Origin of the sequence: Enterobacter sp. ECC-019, assembly GCF_043974075.1 — a bacterium.
GTDB classification, from domain to species: Bacteria; Pseudomonadota; Gammaproteobacteria; order Enterobacterales; family Enterobacteriaceae; genus Enterobacter; species Enterobacter asburiae_D.
Genome location: NZ_CP143759.1, coordinates 1,226,215 through 1,246,864, shown reverse-complemented (window position 1 = coordinate 1,246,864; position 20,650 = coordinate 1,226,215). Strand labels below are relative to the sequence as shown.

Annotated in this window: 18 protein-coding genes; 8 read left to right on the top strand and 10 right to left on the bottom strand. The window is 60.8% G+C overall.

Annotated features, from left to right (window positions below):
- Positions 1-17: 17 nt before the first annotated feature.
- Positions 18-1,286, top strand: a complete 1,269-nt coding sequence (locus V1566_RS05780; RefSeq protein ID WP_395305312.1) for a DUF445 domain-containing protein — start codon at positions 18-20, stop codon at positions 1,284-1,286.
- Here the strand turns inward: V1566_RS05780 and V1566_RS05775 are convergent.
- On the bottom strand, positions 1,276-2,139 hold the full coding sequence (locus tag V1566_RS05775) for a LysR substrate-binding domain-containing protein (RefSeq protein ID WP_395305311.1): 864 nt from the start codon (positions 2,137-2,139) through the stop codon (positions 1,276-1,278). The genes V1566_RS05780 and V1566_RS05775 overlap by 11 nt on opposite strands.
- Positions 2,140-2,234: 95 nt before the next feature.
- Between V1566_RS05775 and V1566_RS05770 the strand changes: the two genes are divergently transcribed.
- Both V1566_RS05770 and V1566_RS05765 read left to right on the top strand, forming a co-directional pair.
- On the top strand, positions 2,235-2,543 hold the full coding sequence (locus V1566_RS05770) for a carboxymuconolactone decarboxylase family protein (RefSeq protein ID WP_395305310.1): 309 nt from the start codon (positions 2,235-2,237) through the stop codon (positions 2,541-2,543).
- Positions 2,543-2,923 carry a tautomerase family protein gene (locus tag V1566_RS05765; RefSeq protein WP_395305309.1) on the top strand — a complete coding sequence of 127 codons (381 nt, stop codon included), beginning with the start codon at positions 2,543-2,545 and terminating at the stop codon, positions 2,921-2,923. The genes V1566_RS05770 and V1566_RS05765 overlap by 1 nt, the downstream gene beginning before the upstream one ends.
- Here V1566_RS05765 and V1566_RS05760 read toward each other — a convergent pair.
- From V1566_RS05760 to V1566_RS05745, 4 genes are all read right to left on the bottom strand, one after another.
- The gene (locus V1566_RS05760; protein ID WP_157188567.1) at positions 2,914-3,978 is read right to left on the bottom strand and encodes a DUF2955 domain-containing protein; all 1,065 of its coding nucleotides are present in this window, start codon (positions 3,976-3,978) and stop codon (positions 2,914-2,916) included. The genes V1566_RS05765 and V1566_RS05760 overlap by 10 nt on opposite strands.
- Positions 3,968-5,035 carry an HlyD family secretion protein gene (locus tag V1566_RS05755; RefSeq protein ID WP_395305959.1) on the bottom strand — a complete coding sequence of 356 codons (1,068 nt, stop codon included), beginning with the start codon at positions 5,033-5,035 and terminating at the stop codon, positions 3,968-3,970. Before V1566_RS05755 ends, V1566_RS05760 begins: the two co-directional genes overlap by 11 nt.
- On the bottom strand, positions 5,032-5,502 hold the full coding sequence (locus V1566_RS05750; RefSeq protein WP_395305308.1) for a MarR family winged helix-turn-helix transcriptional regulator: 471 nt from the start codon (positions 5,500-5,502) through the stop codon (positions 5,032-5,034). Before V1566_RS05750 ends, V1566_RS05755 begins: the two co-directional genes overlap by 4 nt.
- 148 nt (positions 5,503-5,650) lie before the next feature.
- The gene (locus tag V1566_RS05745) at positions 5,651-7,066 is read right to left on the bottom strand and encodes an aldehyde dehydrogenase family protein (protein ID WP_395305307.1); all 1,416 of its coding nucleotides are present in this window, start codon (positions 7,064-7,066) and stop codon (positions 5,651-5,653) included.
- A gap of 100 nt (positions 7,067-7,166) precedes the next feature.
- Between V1566_RS05745 and V1566_RS05740 the strand changes: the two genes are divergently transcribed.
- Positions 7,167-8,069 carry a LysR family transcriptional regulator gene (locus tag V1566_RS05740; protein WP_395305306.1) on the top strand — a complete coding sequence of 301 codons (903 nt, stop codon included), beginning with the start codon at positions 7,167-7,169 and terminating at the stop codon, positions 8,067-8,069.
- Here V1566_RS05740 and V1566_RS05735 read toward each other — a convergent pair.
- Positions 8,056-8,535, bottom strand: a complete 480-nt coding sequence (locus tag V1566_RS05735; protein ID WP_014882392.1) for a carboxymuconolactone decarboxylase family protein — start codon at positions 8,533-8,535, stop codon at positions 8,056-8,058. The genes V1566_RS05740 and V1566_RS05735 overlap by 14 nt on opposite strands.
- 101 nt (positions 8,536-8,636) lie before the next feature.
- Between V1566_RS05735 and V1566_RS05730 the strand changes: the two genes are divergently transcribed.
- Complete coding sequence (locus V1566_RS05730; protein ID WP_395305305.1) at positions 8,637-10,025, top strand: PLP-dependent aminotransferase family protein; 1,389 nt, start codon at positions 8,637-8,639, stop codon at positions 10,023-10,025.
- Positions 10,026-10,110: 85 nt separating this feature from the next.
- Here V1566_RS05730 and V1566_RS05725 read toward each other — a convergent pair whose 3' ends face one another.
- The gene (locus V1566_RS05725) at positions 10,111-10,272 is read right to left on the bottom strand and encodes a DUF1127 domain-containing protein (protein ID WP_121424933.1); all 162 of its coding nucleotides are present in this window, start codon (positions 10,270-10,272) and stop codon (positions 10,111-10,113) included.
- A 176-nt stretch (positions 10,273-10,448) separates the two neighbouring features.
- On the opposite strand from V1566_RS05725, the gene V1566_RS05720 reads away from it, so the two are divergent.
- The gene (locus tag V1566_RS05720) at positions 10,449-11,864 is read left to right on the top strand and encodes a PLP-dependent aminotransferase family protein (protein WP_395305304.1); all 1,416 of its coding nucleotides are present in this window, start codon (positions 10,449-10,451) and stop codon (positions 11,862-11,864) included.
- Between the two features lie 52 nt (positions 11,865-11,916).
- On the opposite strand, the gene V1566_RS05715 is transcribed toward V1566_RS05720, so the two are convergent.
- Positions 11,917-13,038 carry a JmjC domain-containing protein gene (locus V1566_RS05715; protein ID WP_395305303.1) on the bottom strand — a complete coding sequence of 374 codons (1,122 nt, stop codon included), beginning with the start codon at positions 13,036-13,038 and terminating at the stop codon, positions 11,917-11,919.
- A 136-nt stretch (positions 13,039-13,174) separates the two neighbouring features.
- Positions 13,175-13,777 carry an ATP-dependent Clp protease proteolytic subunit gene (locus V1566_RS05710; RefSeq protein WP_024909504.1) on the bottom strand — a complete coding sequence of 201 codons (603 nt, stop codon included), beginning with the start codon at positions 13,775-13,777 and terminating at the stop codon, positions 13,175-13,177.
- Between the two features lie 88 nt (positions 13,778-13,865).
- Here V1566_RS05710 and V1566_RS05705 point away from each other — a divergent pair, with 88 nt between their 5' ends.
- Together V1566_RS05705 and V1566_RS05700 are read left to right on the top strand one after the other, a co-directional pair.
- Positions 13,866-14,252, top strand: a complete 387-nt coding sequence (locus V1566_RS05705) for a VOC family protein (RefSeq protein ID WP_395305302.1) — start codon at positions 13,866-13,868, stop codon at positions 14,250-14,252.
- Between the two features lie 185 nt (positions 14,253-14,437).
- Positions 14,438-15,055, top strand: coding sequence for a response regulator transcription factor (locus V1566_RS05700; RefSeq protein WP_395305301.1), 618 nt, complete (start codon positions 14,438-14,440; stop codon positions 15,053-15,055).
- Between the two features lie 3 nt (positions 15,056-15,058).
- Here V1566_RS05700 and V1566_RS05695 read toward each other — a convergent pair whose 3' ends face one another.
- Positions 15,059-20,641: an ATP-binding protein gene (locus V1566_RS05695; RefSeq protein WP_395305300.1), complete on the bottom strand. Its 5,583-nt coding sequence runs from the start codon at positions 20,639-20,641 to the stop codon at positions 15,059-15,061.
- Positions 20,642-20,650 lie beyond the last annotated feature (9 nt).

Below are 20,650 nucleotides of genomic sequence, written 5' to 3'. Positions count from 1 at the left end.
GCCTCTATCCTTAACCCATGGAAAAACATACCGAACTCAAACGCGCCAAGCTTCTCGCGCTGTCGCTGCTGCTGATTGCTGCCGCAGCGTTTATCACCACCCTGTTCCTGCCGCAGACCTTCTGGGTGCGCGGCGTGAAGGCCATTGCCGAGGCGGCGATGGTCGGCGCGCTGGCAGACTGGTTTGCCGTGGTTGCGCTGTTTCGCCGGGTGCCCATTCCGTTTATCTCACGCCATACGGCGATTATCCCGCGCAATAAAGACCGAATCGGCGACAATCTCGGCCAGTTTGTGCAGGAGAAGTTTCTTGATACCCAGTCGCTGGTGGCGTTGATTCGCCGCTATGAGCCCGCACAGATGATTGGCGCCTGGTTCAGCAAGCCGGATAATGCCCAGCGCGTCGGGCTGCATTTGATGCAGGTGATGAGCGGTTTTCTCGAACTCACCGACGATGGGCGCATTCAGCGCCTGCTTAAACGGGCGGTGCATAAGGCCATCGACAAGGTCGATTTCACCGAAACCAGCGCCGTGATGCTGGAGAGCATGACCAAAAATAACCGCCACCAGGTGCTGCTGGACGCCATCATCAACCGTCTGATTACCCTGATTCAGCGGGAGAGCACGCGGGACTTTATTGCCGTTCAGATTGTCCACTGGCTGAAGACCGAACACCCGCGCAAGGCGATGGTGCTGCCCACCGAGTGGCTGGGCGATCAAAGCGCGGAGATGGTGTCGAACGCGGTGAATACGCTGCTGGACGATATCAGCCACGACCGCACGCATCAGATCCGCCAGGCGTTCGACCGCGCCACGCTGAAGCTTATCGACAACCTGAAAAACGATCCGGAAATGGCGGCAAAAGCCGACAACATCAAGCACTACCTGAAAAACGATGAGGCGTTTAACCGCTATCTGGGAGAGATGTGGGCTGACCTGCGCCAGTGGCTGAAAGCGGATATGCAAAGTGAAGATTCGCGCGTGAAGCAGCGCATCGCCAACGCCGGGCTGTGGTTTGGCGAAACGCTGTCTAATGACGCCAGCCTGCGGGCGTCGCTGAACGAGCATCTGGAGCAGGCCGCACACCGCCTCGCACCGGATTTCGCGGCGTTTCTGACCCGCCACATCAGCGACACGGTCAAAAGCTGGGACGCCAAAGACATGTCCCGCCAGATTGAGCTGAACATCGGTAAAGATCTACAGTTCATCCGCGTCAACGGCACGCTGGTCGGCGGGACGATTGGCCTGCTCCTGTTTTTACTCTCGCAAATTCCGACGCTTATCCATTAAGCGTCTTGAGGATCAGCGCCTTCATGCTGGAAATGGCTGTATCGGCGGTATCGTCCCCCTGATGCAACGCAATCCCCAGTTCCCCTGCGTAGGGCAGCAGGCGGTTGTCGATCTGTAAGGTCTCTGGCAGGCCAATACGCGTGCGAAGCGTAATACCCAATCCTGCGCTGACGCCCGCCCACAGCCCGCTCAGGCTATGGCTGGTAAAAGCGATACGCCAGGGTATACCTGCGGCATCCAGCGCCGCGATGGCCCTGCTGCGCAGGAGGCAGGGCGCGTCAAACATCACCAGAGGCAGCGGCTCCCCTCGTTGCAAAAGTGCTTCTATGTCCTCACGGTACCGGCAAATCCATGCCAGCGGTTCGCTGCGCACATAGTCGCCTTCTCGTCCTTCCTGCCAGACCAGCACCAGATCGAGTTCGTTTGCCGCCACGCCCCGCAGCAGCGGAGGGTTGCGATCGACGCGTGCGATCATGCGAAGCTCAGGGTGTTGTCTGTGAAAATCGCCGAGAACCTGCGGCATCACAGACTCCCCGAAGTCCTCCTGCATACCCAGACGCACTTCTCCCTGCAGCATCTCCCCTCTGATTGCACGGAGCGCCTCGTCGTTCAGCGCCAGCATGCGTCGGGCGTAGCTCAGCAGAATTTCACCCTCCGGGGTCAATGCCAGCGTTCGCCCCTGCTTCACGGTGAGCGCCACGCCGCACTGCTGCTCCAGCTTTTTTAGCTGGGCGCTGACCGCAGAGGTGGACCGACACAGCCTGTCCGCCGCCACGGCAAAGCTGGAGGATTGAATACCCTCCACAAAGCTACGCAGCGCGTCCAGGTCTAATGCTGAAAATCGTTTATCCATATCATCCTCATTTTCGGGACGTTGAGTCCGAAACATTGTGATTTTATTTATGGTGGCAGCCTGCGAGAGTCATTGCCAGACAACAGGAGGAAAAAATGAGCACACCACTGAATCGCGACACGCTTGCGCAGGTTTCCCCTAAACTGGCGGAACTCAGCCAGCAGGTGCTTTTTGGCGATATCTGGCAGCGTCCGCAGCTGGCCCCGCGGGATCGCAGCCTGATCACGCTTGCCGCACTGGCCGCCCTGGGGCGCACCGCGCAGCTTCCCTGGCATATCGACTTTGCCCGACAAAACGGCGTGACGGACGATGAGATTGCCGAAGCGTTTACCCATCTGGCGTTTTACGCAGGCTGGCCGGCAGCCGTCAGCGCCCTGACCTGCCTGGCAGAGGAGAAACGATAATGCCGTTTGTTCGCATTATGACGGGTGACCGCTATAGCGAGATGCAGAAAAAACAGATCTCGGACATTCTGCACCAGGCGCTGACGGAAACCTTCGCCGTTCCCGCGCAGGACCGGTTTCATTTTTTTGAATGCTTCGCTGCAGGGGATCGATACATTGATCGGTACTATCTCAGCCCGGGCAGAACGGAGGGGGCGATATTGTTCAATATCGTGGCCGGTAAGCCGAGGCGCGAAGAACAGAAAGCGGCGCTCTACCGCCAGCTGGCTATGGAACTGAATCAGAATATGGGTATCGACGGCGCGGATGTGATGGTCGTTATCCAGTTTACTGCCGCTGAGGACTGGAGCTTCAGCGGCGGCATACGCTATCAGCCCTGAATGACGTAGCGCGTCGCCTCAAAGCGGTTGAGGATCAGGTGCACCAGGAAGACCATCGTCAGCGTTGCGACCAGCGAAAAGGTGACGGAAGTGATGCGATAGAGATCGCTGAACACCAGGTCAGTGTCCGGATGCATGTTCTGCCCGAACATAATGCCGATGGTCGTGATGCTGGAGAACCCCACGCCTGCACCGACTTTTTCCATCACGTGCAGGCGCGCGCCAAACGCCAGCCCGAGTCCGATCAGCGGCATCATCAACAGCATATGGCTGCTGTGATCGTAGAGGATCAGCTGCACCACCAGAATATAGAGGCAGCCCAGCACTACCCCGACCACGCGCCAGATAGAGCTCATCACCGAACCGCGGTAGTGCATCGGAAACAAAATCAAAATCCCCGCCATCAGCGCCGAAAGCGAATCGCTTAAGTCGCTAATCTGGAACACCACGAATATCAGCGTCGCGACGGTGCCGGAGAGCAGCGATTCATGGCGCACGCGCGCATCGTCTTTCTCAATCAGCGGCGGCGGCTTGCGGGGCTCCACGTCCGGCAGGAGGTAGTTCATCAGCGCGCTCAGACACACCGCCATCACGCTCGCTTCGATGTTGGAAAACAGCAGCGTGTGCCAGTTGGTAGTGGGGTAGCTCATAAAGTTGAGCATCACGCTCTGGCACACCACGCCCATTGAGCCAAACAGGAACAGCGGCCCCTTGCTCATAAAGCGAAAACGCATCACGTACAGGGCAAACACCACCAGCGTCATGATGACCGGCCATTGCGACAGATAGCCGATGATGAAGATCATTTCGACGCAGTTTAGCGCGGCGCTGAAGATAAACTGCTTCGCCACGTGGCGGTTAAAGACCGGCACCAGCGACAGGAGCATGATCGGGTAGACCACGAAAAACACGCCGTAGCTGGTGTTGTAAAAGCTGGAGATGCTCAGCGCAATCATCCCGGCAAAGACGATGCGCAGGGTCTGGCGAAAGTCGTTCGCCGTGTAGACGATGTTGCCGTGCGGGGTAAAGACCCGCGCCAGGGTGCTAATAGACATAGTGAAGCAGGCTCACCAGGTGGATCTGCATCCCGGAGAAGAAGCGCGCAAACGGCCCCTCGCTGTTATAGAGCTGTACGGTCGCGCGTGCGCCGGTCGGCAGATGCTTCGGCAGCGCCTCGTCCAGCGCGACGTGAATACGCATGCGTTGGGCATCGCGCACCCAGCGGTTGGAGGTTTCCGGTTCGGACAGCTGACCGTTCACGGCCTCCTGACCTGCCAGTATCCCCGCGTCGCTGCTGGTCACGTGGGCGCGGAAAACGTGCCCCGGGAAGGCGTCGAACACCACGGCGGCGTCGGTGCCCTGATGGGTATGCCGCAGGCTTTTTTCACGAAAATCGGCCACGATATCGGTCTGGTTGTTCACCAGCGCCAGCGCGGCTGAGCCCGAGGAGGCGTAAAAGCCCGGGCTTAACTGCAGGTTACTGACCGTGCCGTCCGCCTGAGCGTAGACCTTCGTCCAGCCGAGATTCAGCTCCGCGTCGTCCAGCGCGTTGCGGTATTTTTGCAGCGTCACGTTGCGGTGCTCGTCCCGCTCGCCGCGCTGAATGCGCAGGTTATGGATGTTGGCCTGAATGGAACTGACGGACTGCTCGCTGCTCTGCCAGGTGGTACGGACCTTATCCAGATCCGCCTGCGAGACGTTCTGCAGCGTGCTTAGCTTTTGGTAGCGGTCGAAGGTCACTTTGTCGTTACGCGCGGTCAGCACGGCGGTTTTCAGGCTGGCCTGCGCGGCGGCGATCTGCGCGTCCAGCTGTTCGTTGGACAGGCGGGCCTGCTCAAGCGCGATTTGCGCCGCTTCCACTTTATTGCGAAACGGCGTGTCGTCGAGCTCAAACAGCAGATCGCCTTTCTTCACCTGGCTGTTGTTGTGGACATGTACCGCCGCCACATAGCCGGAGACGCGCGGAGAAACCGGCGTCACCACGCGCATCACGGTGGAGTCCGGCGTCAGCGGGATCCAGATATCCGCGACGATAAAGTAGATAAACATCAGCAGGAAAGAGGCAATACTCACCCTTACCCAGCGGGCAAACTTTTGTTCAGGAGTCATTATTTTTCGGTCTTGTTATCTTCTTCGCGGATTGTCCGCAAATTGCAGGCGATTTGATTCAACGTGGCGCTGAAAATGTCGATATGTTCCGGCGCGATGTTTTGCGATACGCGCGCCTGATAGGTCTCAATCACCTGAGTGAGCCGTTTTAATACGGCTTTTCCCTCGGGTGTCAGCGTCAGAAGCCGGATGCGCTTGTCATAAGGCGATACGGCGCGCAGCAGGTAACCCTGCTTTTCCAGCTGTGTCAGGGTGCGCATCAGCGGCGGCAGTTCAATGCCCTGCACCTCCGCCAGCTCACTCATGGAGACGTTATCCCCGAGCTGATGTAGCTGCATCATCACCGTCCAACTCGACTGGGTTAACCCGGTATCGAGAATGGCGTCGTCGATGACGGCACGCCACTGGCGCACGATCATCGCCATCCGCATACCCATCGGCCTGCGGCTGAACAGTTCTTCTTCACTCATGGGGAAAACCTCTCGTCACACGCGGTCAAGATAATAGTTATCAGGATAAGTATCAAGAAACGAGAGGTAAAAGCGCAGGAATTGCGAAAGGCGTTACGGGAGGCGATTTACACGTAGGCCCGGTAAGCGCAGCGCCACCGGGCGGGTTTTAGCTCAGAATCGACCTCGGCTCCATAAATGCCCGAATCCCCCACTCGCCCATCTCGCGCCCCACGCCGGAGTGCTTAAACCCGCCGAACGGCGCTTTCGGTTCATGGGCAAGCGTGTTCACCAGCACGCGACCGGAAACAATCTGCTGCGCCACGCGTCGCGCACGGTCCGCATCGCCGCCCAGCACCATCGCGCTCAGTCCGTATTCTGTGTCATTGGCAATGGCGACAGCCTCCGCCTCGTCACGATAGGGGATCACGCACAGCACCGGGCCAAAAATCTCGTCACGGGCAACCGTCATCTGGTTGTTCACGTCGGCAAACAGCGTCGGGCGCACAAACCAGCCATCTCGCGTCCCGTCCGGTCTCCCTTCACCACCCGCCAGCAGACGCGCCCCCTCTTCGATGCCTTTACGGATATAGCCCTGCACCCGCTGCCACTGTTTTTCGCTGACCATCGGGCCGACGTCCGTCACGCTATCGCGCGGGTCGCCGGATTTCACCGCCGCCACGGCCTGCGCCAGCGCGGTTTCGATCTCCGCCTTGCGCGAATGAGGTATCAGAATGCGCGTTCCGGCCACGCACGCCTGCCCGCTGTTCATAAACCCGGCCTGAATCACCAGCGGGATCGCCTGCGCCAGCTCCACATCATCCAGCAGGATCGTCGGCGATTTACCGCCTAACTCCAGCGTTACGCGCTTAAAGCTCTCCGCCGCGTTGCGCAGGATCGCCTTGCCGGTATTCGTGGAGCCGGTAAACGAGATTTTTGCCACGTCCGGATGGCGGCTAATGGTTTCACCTACCGTCTCGCCGCGCCCGGTGACGATGTTAAACACGCCCGGCGGCAGCGCGGCATCGCGCAGCGCTTCGGTGACAATCCGGGTTTGCAGGGCGCTCATTTCGCTCGGCTTGATGACTGCCGTACAGCCCGCCGCCAGCGCGGCCGCCAGCTTGCCGCAGATAAACCCCGCGTCGCTGTTCCACGGCGTGATAAGCCCGGCCACCCCAAGCGGCGTCATCTGCACTGTGGCTGCGCCTGCGGGGGTGATGAATGCAAACGCCTCCAGCGCCTCAATGGCCTGAGCAATCACCTCCGCCGGATAGCTGGCCATCCACGCCGAGCGCGAGGCGGGCGCGCCGTACTCTTCAATGACCGCTTCCAGCAGATCGTCGTGGCGAGCGGCCACGGCGGCGTGCATACGTTTTAGCGCCGCGATGCGTTCCTGCTTTGTTGTCTGTGACCACGCCGGAAACGCCGCTTTTGCCGCCGCAATGGCGCGCTCTGCGTCAACCTCATCCGCCAGACGAACCTGGCCGATGACCTGCGCCGTCGCCGGGTTGTACAAATCAAACCACTCAGTGCCGTTCGGGGTAACAAATTCGCCGTTAATACAGATCTGTTCGATGGTGTGCATATAAACCTCCTCAGGCTGTGTGAGCACAGTCTGGCACGGCTTCTCCGTTGCGATAATCCACGCTATGCTGCAAGGGTTGTTTCGATTTTCAGGATAATCTATGCATCGTTCAGGTCTGACAGAGCTTGAAGTAGTGATGGCGGTCGTGCGGCGCGGCAGCTTTCGCGCCGCGGCGCAGGAGCTGGGTATGTCCGCCACGGCGGTAAGCAACGCCATCGCCGGGCTGGAGAGCCGCCTTGATTCCCGCCTCTTTAACCGCACCACCCGCAGCGTGGCGCTCACCGACGCCGGACAGCGCTACGTGGCGCGTATCGGCCCGGCCCTGCAGGAGATCCGCCTCGCCAGCGAGGAGATCCACAGCGACACCGGGGAACCCGCCGGCACGCTGCGTCTGAACGTGCCGAACCATATCGGCACCCTGTTTCTGGACCAGCTGCTGATCGACTTTATGATCCGCTACCCGAAGATGCGCGTAGAAACCGTCAGCGAAGCGCGAATGATCGACATCGTCGCGGAAGGCTATGACGCGGGGATCCGCCTTGAGGAGTCCGTACCGCAGGACATGATTGCCGTGCCGCTGACCGGGGAGATCCGCCAGCTGGTCACCGCCACGCCGGACTATTTTGCACGTCACGGCATTCCGCAGACGCCGGACGATCTGCTTTCACATCAGGGGATCGGCATGCGTATGGCCCACGGCGGGATCTACCGCTGGGAGCTGGCGCGCCGGGGTGAAACGTACGCCCTTGCCGTGCCGCCGCGCTTTGCGACGTCCGATCTTTTTGCCTCGATCCGCGCCGTGAAAGCGGGATTAGGGGTGGGATTTTTGCCGGAACTGTATATCCGGGAAGAGCTTAAGCGTGGGGAACTGGTGAGCGTGTTAAACGACTGGGCGCAGCCCTTTGCCGGGTTGCGCCTGTATTACCCCGGCCATCGCCACGTCCCGCCAGGGTTGCGGGCGCTGGTGGCGATGATCCGCGAGCGCGGGATTATTCCAGGTTAGCCTTATTCAGTCCGTAAGCCGCGTCCAGCGAGCCCGGCGCCATGCGGGAGGTGATCCCCAGACGGTTCCAGGCGTTGATTGCCACGATGGCGAAGTTCAGCTCTGAAATCTCGACGTCCGAGAAGTGCTCCGCCACGCTGCGGTACAGCGCGTCGCTCACGCCGTGAACGCCAATCTGGGTCAGCGCTTCGGTGAAGGCCAGCGCGGCTTTCTCACGGGCGCTGAACAGCGGGGACTCGCGCCAGGCCGCCAGATGGTACAGGCGCAGCTCGCGCTCGCCGGCGATTTTGGCCTCTTTCGAGTGCATATCCAGGCAGAAGGTACAGCCGTTCAGCTGCGACACGCGAATGTCGATCAGGTGCTTCAGCGCCGGGTCGATGGAGGTTTTTGCCACTTCCATGCTCAGGGCGGACAGGGCGTTGGCGAGGGCTGGAGTAACTTTATGGTGGTTGACGCGAGTGCTCATGGTCTTTCCTCTTCTTGTGCGGCATGTGTCATGCGATGAGGCAAATCTACGCCGTTCATGACATAGTAAAAAGATACAAAAAGCGTGAAATGAGGTAGGACATGAAGCCGGGCTATCACGAAATTTATTCCCGCTATCGCGACAACATCACGCGCGGCGTGCTGAAGCCGGGCGATAAGGTGCCCGCCATCCGCGTGCTGGCGGAAGAACTGAAGGTGGCGCGTAAAACCGTCGAAACGGCGTACGCCATTCTGACGGGTGAAGGGTATCTGGTGAGCCAGGGCGCGCGCGGCACGCGGGTGAACCCGGATTTACTGTTGCCGGATAACAATGCCCCTGCGGAACAGCCCACCGGCACGCTTCCGGCATCGCTCATCAGCCAGCGCGAGCGGGCGGGGTTTCTCCGCCCCGGCATCCCTGCCCTCGACAGCTTTCCGTATAAAAAATGGCTGCTGCTGGCGGGCCAGGCGACGCGCGCCATGCGCCAGGAGGAGATGCTCAACCCACCGGTGCTGGGCTGGTATCCGCTGCGCCAGGCCATCGCCAGCTATCTTAATATTTCACGCGGGCTGTCCTGCAGCGCCGAACAGGTGCTGATCACCAGCGGCTACAGCGGCAGCCTGCGGCTGATCCTCGACACCCTTGCCAGCCGCAGCGACAAGGTGGTGTTTGAAGATCCGGGCTATTTTATGGGCCAGCAGCTGCTCAAGCGGATCGTGCCGCGCCTGCACACGGTGCCGGTCGATCGCTGCGGTATCGACACGGAATACCTGCTCCGTCACCATCGCGACGCCCGTTTTGCCATCGTCACCCCGTCGCACCAGAGCCCGCTGGCGGTCACGCTCTCCCTGCCGCGCAAGCAGCAGCTGCTCGACTGGGCAAGCCAGAACGCGGCGTGGATTATCGAAGACGATTACGACGGGGAGTTTCACTACACCCGCAAAGTGCTGCCGTCGCTGAAAAGCCTCGACCCGCACGACCGGGTGATTTTTATGGGGACCTTCAGTAAAACCATCATGCCGTCGCTGCGCATGGGCTACGTGGTGATGCCTGCCAGCACCGTCGGGGCTTTTACCGACTGCGCGGACATTACCACCAGCGGCCAGCCGGTGCTGACGCAAAAGATCCTCACCGCGTTTCTCAACGAAGGGCATTTTTTCCGTCACCTGAAAAAGATGCGCACGCTGTATCAGACCCGACGCGACTGGATGATTGCCGCCCTGCGCGAGGTGTATGGCGATCTGTTTTTCACCGAGCAAAACGACGGCGGGATGCATATCGTGGCGTTTCTGACCAGAGGAAGCGGTGATCGGGAAGTGGCGCGCTGCTGGCAGGAACAGCAGCTGCAGGTGAATGCGCTTTCGGAGTGGTATCGCGGTTCGGGCAAACGCTACGGGCTGGTGATGGGCTATAACAACGTGCGGTCGTATCAGGAGGCGCTGGATTTGCTGGAAAGGCCGAAGCGGCAGACGTTTGGGCTGTTGAGCTGAACATCGCCGGGTGGCGGCTTCGCCTTACCCGGCCTACTCGATCCCGTAGGCCCGGTAAGCGAAGCGCCACCGGGCGATAAATGCCTCACACGTCATACCGCGACAACCCAACGTCCTTAAGCTGCTCGTCGCTCATCTGGCTCAATATGCGGCGAGTACGATTGATGCGATACCAGTTGCAGATCGTTTTGCCGATCCAGATAAACACGATAAACGGACGTTTTGAACGATTCTCATAGAATTCCATGATGCTCTCCTCACTGTACCAGTGGGGTTATCATCCTGGAAATCGACCTGTGCAATACAGACTCAAAAACACCTTTTGTTTAACATACAGATCCGCTAAAACAGTATCTGCATGGCAATTTTTACGGCAATCTGTACTGGTTTTACAATCTGTATGGTGAAAACAAAGGATACAGCATGACGCGCTATCAACATCTCGCCAACCTTCTGGCAGAACGCATTGAACAGGGGCTGTATCGCAGCGGCGAACGTCTGCCGTCGGTACGCACGCTGAGCCAGGAGCACGGCGTGAGTATCAGCACCATACAGCAGGCCTATCAGATCCTCGAAAACCTCCAGCTGATCACCCCCCAGCCGCGCTCCGGCTATTTTGTTTCGCAGCGCAAAGCCCAGCCGCCGGTTCCGGCCATGACGCGCCCGGTGCAGCGTCCCGTGGACGTCACCCAGTGGGATGAGGTGATGATGCTGCTGGACGCCCGTGCCGACAAAGAGATGATTTCGTTTGGCGGCGGCTCGCCGGATATTAACCAGCCGAGCCTGAAGCCCCTGTGGCGGGAGATGAGCCGCATCGCGCAGCATAATCCGGGTGAAATGCTGAGCTATGACGTGCTCGACGGGCGCCTGGAGCTGCGCGAGCAGATCGCCCGCCTGATGCTGGACGGCGGCTCGACCGTGGCAGCGAACGAGATTGTCATCACCAACGGCTGCCACGGCGCGCTGTCGATCGCCCTGCTCTCGGTGTGCAAGCCGGGGGATATCGTGGCGGTGGAGTCGCCGTCGTTTCACGGCACCATGCAGATGCTGCGCGGGTTTGACATCAAGGCGATTGAAATTCCTACCGATCCCAAGACCGGGATCAGCATCGAGGCGTTAGAGCTGGCGCTGGAGCAGTGGCCGATCAAGGCAGTGATCCTGGTGCCCAACTGCAATAACCCGCTCGGGTTTATCATGCCGGAAGCGCGGAAAAAGCAGGTGTTAGCCCTCGCCCAGCGGCACGATATCGTGATCGTGGAGGATGACATTTACGGCGAGCTGGCGGCGGAGTACCCGCGCCCGCGCACCATTCACTCGATGGATATCGACGGCCGCGTAATCCTCTGCAGTTCGTTTACCAAAACCGTGGCGCCGGGCCTGCGCGTCGGCTGGATTGTGCCGGGGCGCTATTACGACCGGGTGATGCACATGAAATACGCCGCGGGCGGGTTTAACGTGCCGGGCACGCAGATGGCGGTGGCGGCGTTTATTCGCGACGGCCATTACCATCGCCACGTGCGCCGTATGCGTCAGATTTATCAGCAGAATATGGAAACCTACACCTGCTGGGTGCGGCAGTATTTTCCGGCAGAGATTTGCGTCACGCGCCCGCAGGGAAGCTTCCTGCTGTGGATTGAGCTGCCGGAGAAGGTCGACATGGTGTGCGTGAGCAAGCAGCTGTGTCGGCTGAAGATCCAGGCTGCGGCCGGGTCGCTGTTTTCCGCCTCCGGGAAGTACCGCAACTGTCTGAGGATCAACGTGGCGCTGCCGCCGACGGAGAAGAATCGCGAGGCGTTGAAGAAGATGGGCGAAGCGATTGTGATTGCAATGGAGGAGTAGTTTTTGCCGTTGTAGGCCCGGTAAGCGCAGCGCCACCGGGCAACAGGCCGCACTACTCGTCGAAGTACCAGTACCCCTGGTTAATCAGCCCGGTGAGCTCTTCAACAAACGCCGGGTTATTCAGCGCATCGCCGAGCTCCGCCTGGCCCAGCTCGGTGTAGCGGCACAGCGCATCCGCCGCCTTCGCGTCTACCGTTTCCAGCTGTTCGCTGTTGATGAAGAAGCTGCCGTTGACGTTCAACACGCGCAGGCCGCTCAGGCGAGACAGCGTTTCGCCGCCCTGCAGCGCGTCCAGCACCTCGTCAGGAGAATACGGCGGCTCTGCGGTGGCGATATCCAGCTCGTGGCGCGGCGTCGAGACAAAGCTGCCGAACCATTTTGTGAAATCTTCAGGCTTGCCGATCATCTCGATCATCATCTGACGAATGCGATCGAGCTCGTACTGCTCCACCCGGCCCGGGTGTTCGCGACAGGTCAGATCCGGATCGCTGTAGTGCTCGCCGCCCAGATCGTTTTCCAGCGCGTAATCGGCGAAGCTGCTGATCAGATCGCGACCGTTCGGCCCGCGGAAGCCAACGGAGTAGTTGAGCGCCGTCTCATGGGTAAAGCCGTCGTGCGGGAATCCAGGCGGGATGTAGAGGATATCGCCCGGGGCCAGATCTTCGTCGATGATCGGCTCAAACGGATCGACATGCAGCAGCGCCGGATGCGGGCAGAACTGACGCATCGGCAGCTTGTCACCCACGCGCCAGCGGCGGCTGCCCATCCCCTGAATGATAAACACATCGTACTGATCGATATGCGGACCCACGCCGCCGCCCGGCACGGAGAAGGAGATCATCAGGTCATCCAGACGCCAGTCCGGCAGGACGCGGAACGGACGCACCAGCTCCGCCGCGGGCATATGCCAATGGTTTACCGCCTGCGCCAGCAGCGACCAGCCGGTTTCGCCCAGATCGTCAAAGTGCTCAAACGGACCATTGCTGGCCTGCCATTTGCCGTTGAAATGGCTCACCAGGCGGCTATCGACTTCCGGCTCCATCGCCAGCCCAGCCAGCTCGTCCGGGGTAATCGGGTCGACAAAATTCGGGAAGGCATTTTTCAGCACTACGGGTTTTTTTTGCCAGTATTTCTCAAGAAATTCCGGCCAGTTCAGGTTCAGTTGATACGCCATGGGTAGCACCAGTGAGAGGGGAAACAGGCGCGATTATAGGTAAGAAAGCGGAGGGGGAACTTGTCATGGGTCAAACGAGGGCGTGTAGGTCGGGTAAGGCGTAGCCGCCACCCGACACGTACACGGCGATAAAAACTTAATCCAGCTTCAGCTCGTCATAATGGGTAATCAGTTTACCCACGATGCCGTAGTCCAGCGCTTCTGCCGGAGACATCCAGAAGTTGCGATCGGTGTCTTTTTTCACTTTTTCCAGCGGCTGGCCGGTGGCGTCAGCGATCAGCTTGTTCACGCGATCCAGCATGCGGATGATCTCGCGCGCTTCGATCTCAATATCCGTTGCCTGACCGCGCACGCCGCCCAGCGGCTGATGGATCATAAAGCGGGTATTTGGCAGCGAGTAGCGGTGCTCTTTCTTCGCCGCCAGGAAGATGGTGATCCCGGCGCTCGCCACCCAGCCGGTGCCGATGACGTGAACTTCCGGGCGAATGAATTTGATAAAGTCGTGGATGGTATCGCCCGCTTCCACGTGGCCGCCCTGGCTGTTGATGTACAGCTTGATCGGATCGTTGCTGACGCTTTGCAGCAGGATCATCTGGGTGATGACTTTCTGCGCCAGCTCCTGGTTGATCTCACCGGAGATCACAATCGAACGGGACTCCAGCAGTTTTTGCTGCAGAGCGCCCGCGCCGTTTGACCCTTCCGCCTTTTCCTTGTCGCTTTCTTTCAGTGTGTAGTGCATTGTTATTTCCTCAGCTTGTAGCGCTCAAAACCAGAGTGTAGCCTGTTTTACCGATCAAAGTCCTCACAGACAAATAACGAGGGAGCATATGAATATTGCCCATGTCGCGCTCTGGACCCGCAGCCTGAACGCCCAGGTTCAGTTCTGGGAAACGGTTTTTAATGGCCGCAGTAACGAACGTTACGTCAGTAAAAATCGTCCCGGTTTTGAATCACACTTTATTACGCTGGATAACGGACCGACCATCGAGCTGATGACGCTGCCGGATCTGCCCGACGCCCCTGCCCACCCGGAGTTTATCGGCTGGGCGCATATCGCCATCAACGTCGGCAGCAAAGCGCAGGTCGACAGCATGGCCGGGCGGGCGCAGGCAAACGGCACGCTGCTCAGCGCCCCGCGCATGACCGGGGACGGCTTCTATGAAGCGGTAATTGCGGATCCGGACGGCAACCGCATCGAGCTTGTGGGTGCATAAAATCAGCGTTTCGTTGCTTAACCACCCCGGTCACGTATCGCTATACTTCATCTTCATACGGTTATCATATTGTGAAATGATAATGATAGTTAATGTGTTAAGATGAAAGTCAGCATAAACAGTCTCTTACGTAACCGTCGGGATTGTTTGCATCCTCGACATGTAAATCAGCACCGGGGCGGTGAATGGAACACATTGTGTATGTGGTTGATGACGATGACGCAGTCAGACAGTCCGTGATCGGGCTGCTGGACTCGGCGGACCTGAACGCCGTCGGCTTTTCATCGGCAGAAGCGTTTCTTCAACACCGGTTTGAGGATCTGCCGTCGTGCGTGGTTCTCGATATGCAAATGCCCGCCATCTCGGGCTTTGAGGTGGCTGACGCCCTAAAGGACAGCGGGCGCGAGATCCCAATTATTTTTCTTACCGGCCACGGCACCATCCCGATGTCGGTGCGCGCCATTAAGGGCGGCGCGTACGAATTTCTCACCAAGCCCGTCGAATCCACTGCGCTTATCGACGCCATCGAGTCCGCGCTTCAGCTGGCGGAACACAACGCCGCGCGCAATAAAGAGCACTACGCCCTGAAGCAGCGCCATCTGTCCCTCACCCCGCGTGAACACGAGGTGCTGACGCTGGCGATAAGCGGCATGCTGAACAAGCAGATTGCCGCCGAGCTGGGCGTCAGCGAGATCACGGTTAAGGTGCACCGTCGCCGCGTGATGGAGAAAATGCAGGTGCGCTCCGTGGCGGAGCTGGTCAGGGCCGTTGAGCGCCTGACCAAAAGCCAGCCTGCGGAGTAACCTTTACCCTTCCTGCGCCGCCTGCGGCAGCGCAAACGCAAACACCGTGCCGTACGGCTCCCGGCGGCGCGCGCTCAGCTTCCCGCAGTGGCGCTCGATGATGCTGGCGCTGATGGTCAGCCCCATCCCCATCCCCTGCGCCTTGGTGGAGTAGAACGAGTCAAAAATCTGCTCCAGCCGCTCGGGCTCAATGCCGCTCCCGGTATCGGCGATCTCGACGATCACTTTCCCGTCCGCGTTGGCGGTGCTGAGGGTAATGGTGCTGGCGCGATCCTTCACCTCGGCCATCGCCTCTACCGCATTCATCACCAGATTGAGCAGCACCTGCTGGATCTGCACGCTATCGCCGGTGATAAAGCTGTCCTGCGCCTTTAACAGATAATCAACGCTAATGTGTCTCTGCTCCAGCTCGCTGCGCGAAAGCGTGATGATATGGTGGATCAGGTAGTGCATGTCGATGCGCGAGAAAGTGGGATCCTGCTTGCGCGTCAGGGACTGGATGCTGCGTATGATCTCCCCCGCCCGCGCGCCTTCCGCGGCGATCTCTTCCAGCCCTTCGCGGACCTTATCCAGCCGGGCGGGCTCGCGGTTGAGCCAGCGCAGGCTCGCCCCGGCGTTCGAGACGATCGACATCAGCGGCTGGTTGATCTCGTGGGCGATGGAGGAGGTCAGCTGCCCGACGGTGGTGGCCCGGGACACCCGCGCCAGATCCGCCTGCGCGACCCGCATGGCATCCTCCGCGGCGCGCTGGCTGGTGATATCGGTGATGATGCCGTAATACTCGTTCACCTCGCTGCCCACGCCCACCGGATCGCCAATCCCGAGGAGATAGCGCGTTGAGCCGTCGGTACGCTTAACGCGAAACTCCGCGCGCATGGAGAGTCCGTCGCGCACGCTCCGGGTGACGATGGCGCTGATGCGGGCGTAATCGTCTTCATGAACGAAAGTCAAAAACTCCGCCATGGAGATCATCTTTTGCTGCTCGGGCAGGCCGAGAATGCGGGCGTACTCTTCCGAGACAAACATCAGATCCTGCTCCAGCTCCCAGCGCCAGCTGCCGGTGTGGCTGATCTGCTCGCCCAGCATCAGCGAGGTCTGGCTGGATCGCAGCTCTTTCTCCACCCGTCGGCGCTGGATGTTCTCCGCCAGCAGCTCGGCGTACAGCCGCGCCGTCTCCAGGGATACCGCGGCCTGCGCGCCCAGCAGGCTCACCACGCGCGAGTGCTCGGCGGTGAAAACCTCCGGCATCAGGCGGTTTTCCAGGTATAGCACGCCCACCAGCCGCGCCTGTTTGAACATCGGGACGCACATGACCGCCGCCCCGGAGGTCACCAGATAGGGATCCTGACTGAAGGGATGGAACTCCTCCGGCCTGCCGGTGCGGATCTCCTGCCCGGTGCGGATCACCGCCGCCAGCACCGACAGCGGCAGGTCAGTCGCCGTCGGCACGTCTTTCAGGATCCGCACCCGCACGCCTTCCGTGCTGGTCCAGGCGCTGGCCTCGATCTCCGGAATCAGGCTATCGCTCACGCGCAGCAGCAGGCCGCGCTGCGCCCCGGCGCGTTCGAGCAGAATGGTCATCAGGTTTTCGATTAAGCGCTCCAGGTTAATCTCTTCCGACAGCGCGCGGGAGGCTTTGATCACGCTCTGGAGATCGCGGATGGTCTCGTTCTGGGCGAACGCCACCGTGTCGTAGGCGCTGGCCTGTCCGGAGGCCAGCAGGTGCGGGAAATCCTGCTCCAGCTGGCGCACCTTCGCCTGCGCGCCCGCGCGGCCCCAGGCGGCAATCGAGCCGCGGAAGTGCGCGTCCGAGGCTGTCGGGTAGCCGCAGGACAGCGCGAAGCGGCCCGCCAGCTCGTGGGACAGGGCGTTGATCGGGTTAAACCCGCCCTCGCGGGAGAGCCGGACCGCCTTCTCATACTGCTCGAGCGCAATGCTGTTCATCCCGTCCAGACGCACGATTTCGGCGTAGATCAGCGCCTCTTTATCCGCAAACGTGCCGGGATTAACGCGCGCCCAGAGGGCGATTTTGTCGTAGTGGGCGTGAATGCTGCGGCGGTGATTCGCCGAGAAGGTCTCCGGCGTCAGCTGACGTGACAGCGCCAGAGCGCTGTAGAGATGGTAATCCAGCAGATGGATGTGCCCCGGCGCAGACCACGCGTACCAGCCCGCCATCTCGAGATCCGCCTGCGCCTCGGCATATTCGCCACAGGTAAAGTGCGCCATGCCGCGATAGAGCCAGTACCAGAACAGCATGGTGGAATTCTTCTCCGGCGCCTGCTCCGGCGACGCGGGAAGCAGCGCCTCCGGCAGCACCTGCGACGCGGTCCAGGTGCCGATGACCGGCGTGCGCAGAAACTCAACGTAGCCGCGCTGGACCATCAGAATGGTTTCCACGTCCTGGAAGTGGGTTTTACGCACGAACGCCAGGCCGCGATCGATGCTGGTCAGCACCCCGTCCAGATGATCGCCCCGCGAGAGGAAGTTAATCACCTGGTGGCAGGCCGCAAAGCAGGCCATGGTCATATCCCCGTGGGTCACCGCCGAGGTGAAGCAAGCCTTCGCGCACTCGATGGTAAACGATAAAGGCTGGGTCCAGACGCTGAGCTGGTCGAGCGGCAGCAGGGTTTTGGCTTCGAAGGCGTCGTAGCCGTGGCGATTGACCAGCTCGCGGGCCAGGGTGCCGTACTGGAACCCGAGGCGGTACTCGGCGTAGCGGTGGCCAATCAGCACGCCAAACCAGGCCATCGCCGTGGTGGACGCGCCGGTAATGCCGTGATCGAGGGTCAGGTGCATCATGCGGCAGAGCAGCAAAAAGTGCAGGCGCGGGCAGATGAAGCTGGCGCAAATGCTGGCGCTGTAGAGCAGGTTCATCACCGCTTCGGTTTCCGGGTTGTCCATCCGCGACAGCTGGGCAAACAGGTGTTGCGGCGCGTCGGCCGTGCGGTTGCAAAAGAGCGCCCAGGCCTCGTCGCAGTCGGCATCTTCCGGATAGCGGCTAATCTGGATCCCGAAAATCCCCAGCCAGCAGAGCGCCGCCTCCAGCGCCAGACGGCTGTCCGACTGGCGAATGTATACCTCCACCAGCAGGTTGGCCGCCAGCGCCTTTTCGGTCAGCCCGCCGGGGCAGCCGAGAATGGCGTCGCACAGCTCGCGGGTACGCTCCAGATGGCCCAGCGCAAACTCGCAGCCCGCCTCTTCGATGTCGAGCATAAAGTCCGACACCGTCCCGGCATTGCCCAGCGCTCTGGCGGTCTGAATATAGCCGAGCGCCGAAAGGTAATCTCCCGAACGCGTCGCGCGTCGCGCGGCCAGCAGGCTCAGCTCGCGGAACATCTGGCGCTGCGGCGCGGGCTGGATGCTGTCCAGCGCGGCCGTGACGTGGTGAACGGCGCGGAACAGCAGCTCGTTCCCCGCCGCCTGACGCGCGGCGTCAGCCAGCAGGCTGGCGGTCGTCAGGTGAATATGGCTTTTCTCATGCCGTTCCAGCAGCGCAAAGGCCGCCTCCTGCACCCGGTCATGGGTGAAGGCGTACTTTTTTTCCGTCAGCACGATGAGCTGGGCCATCACCGCCGGGTGCAGCGCATAGCGCATTTCCGCCATCGACATGCCAACCACGCGGCAGATCATCTCCATCTCGCCCGTGCCGCCGAGGCAGGCGATGCTGCCCAGCAGGCGGCGCGTCTCGTCGGGCAGCTCTTCAAGCTGCTCCAGCACCAGGGTGACGACGTTTTCGGTGTAGTGCCTGGCGCGGATCGCCTGCAGATCGTAGTGCCACTTGTCCTGATATTTGTTGTGCACCACCAGGCCGTCATCAACGATGCGGCGGAAAAACTCGTGCACAAAGAGCGGGTTGCCGCCCGTCTTCTCGTGGATCAGCGTGGCGAGGTCGGTCGTCGCCGCGCTGCGGGTGCGAAATACCGTCGCCAGCCAGCGCGCCACCGCTTTCACGGAAAGCGCCTGCGGGACAATCTCGCTCGCGTTTTGCGCCGCCTCCGGCAGGCCTGCCAGCAGCGCCTGCAGGACGGCGTCGGACACGGAACTGATATCCCGGTGGGCCGCGACCACCAGCAGCGGAACAGCGCCGCAGTTCATCAGCAGATATTTGAGCGTGTGCAGGCTGGCGGCGTCGCTCCACTGGAGGTCGTCGAGCACCAGCACCAGCGGGCAGCCCTGCGAGGCAAAGGTTTTTACCAGCGCCAGCACCATATGGCTGAAGCGCGCCCGGGCATCTATGGAAAACGTATCCGCCGAGAAGCGCGGCTTGCTCTCAAGCAGCAGGCCCAGCTCGGGCACCAGGCTGACGGCCAGCGCCTCATGCCCCTCCAGGGCGCGAGACAGGCGGATTTTCCACTTCGCCACGTCCTCTGCGGGCAGCCCCAGCAGGTGCAGCGTCAGGGTACGGAACGCGGAGCTTAATACGCCGTAGGGCAGCGACGGTGAAAACTGGTCGACTTTGCCCACCGCCAGCAGCACCGTACGCTGCTGCAGCGTTTTGAGCGCCGTCGCGATGATCGAAGATTTGCCGATCCCCGACGGCCCGCCGATCGTCACCAGCTCCGGCGCCAGGCTCTGCCCCACCCGCTCAAACGCGGCAATGATGTCGTTCGCCTGCGGATGCGTCGCGAACAGGGAGTCCGCCAGATGGATCGCCGGGGTGCGGTCCTGCTGGCCGGGGGTAAAGGCGACGATCTCGCCCTCGCAGGTCAGCGTCGCCTGGCAGCGGCGGAGGTCGGCAATCAGCCCGTCGACCGTCTGATAGCGGTTATCGGGGTGCTTTTCCAGCAGCTTGAGGATGATGGTCGACAGCATTCCCGGCACGTCCGGGCGGATCGCGTCCGGGGCCAGCGGCGCCGAGGCAATATGATAGTGCGCCCAGTTGGTCTGTTCGTCCTCCCCCAGCTCAAACGGCAGGCGTCCGGTCAGGAGCTCATACAGCACCATACCGAGGCTGTAGAGATCGCTGCGGCCGTCAACGGGTCGCTGGGTGCGGGTGGTGTGCTCCGGCGACATATACGCGGGCGTCCCCCCTGAAACGGCAAGCCGGGTCTGGGTGATGGCATCGGAGAGACTGCTGGAAAGGCCAAAGCTGCCCAGACGGCAGGTGGCATCGTGATGAACAAAAATGCTGCCGGGCTTGATATCGCCGTGGATCAGATTTTGCAGATGCATCTGGCGCAGGGGAACGCAGATCTGGATCGCCATCTCGATAAAGCGCGTGATGCCCGAGATCGCCCTGCCCGCGCGCCGCGCCAGCAGCTCAAACGCAAACGGGGCGTACACCAGCGCGAAGCGCCCCCGGTACTGGGTGGAGGCAACGGCGCGGATGGCCCAGCTGTCCTGCAGCGCGTCGCGCAGCGCAAACTCGTTTTTCAGCAGCCGGGTCGCCCGCTCTTCCTCTTCATCGCTCACCGCGGTGGCGATAATGAACGAGCCGCCGGAGTGGGGATGTCGCGCGTGCATCCAGGCGATACCGCCCTCCTGCGCCAGCACGGTAAAAATCACATCCTCTTTAAGGACAAAAACCCGCCCCTGGTGAAGATTCCCCTGGGCGGGCCAGAATGCAGGCTGCTCGTGTTCGTTCATCCGCGATCC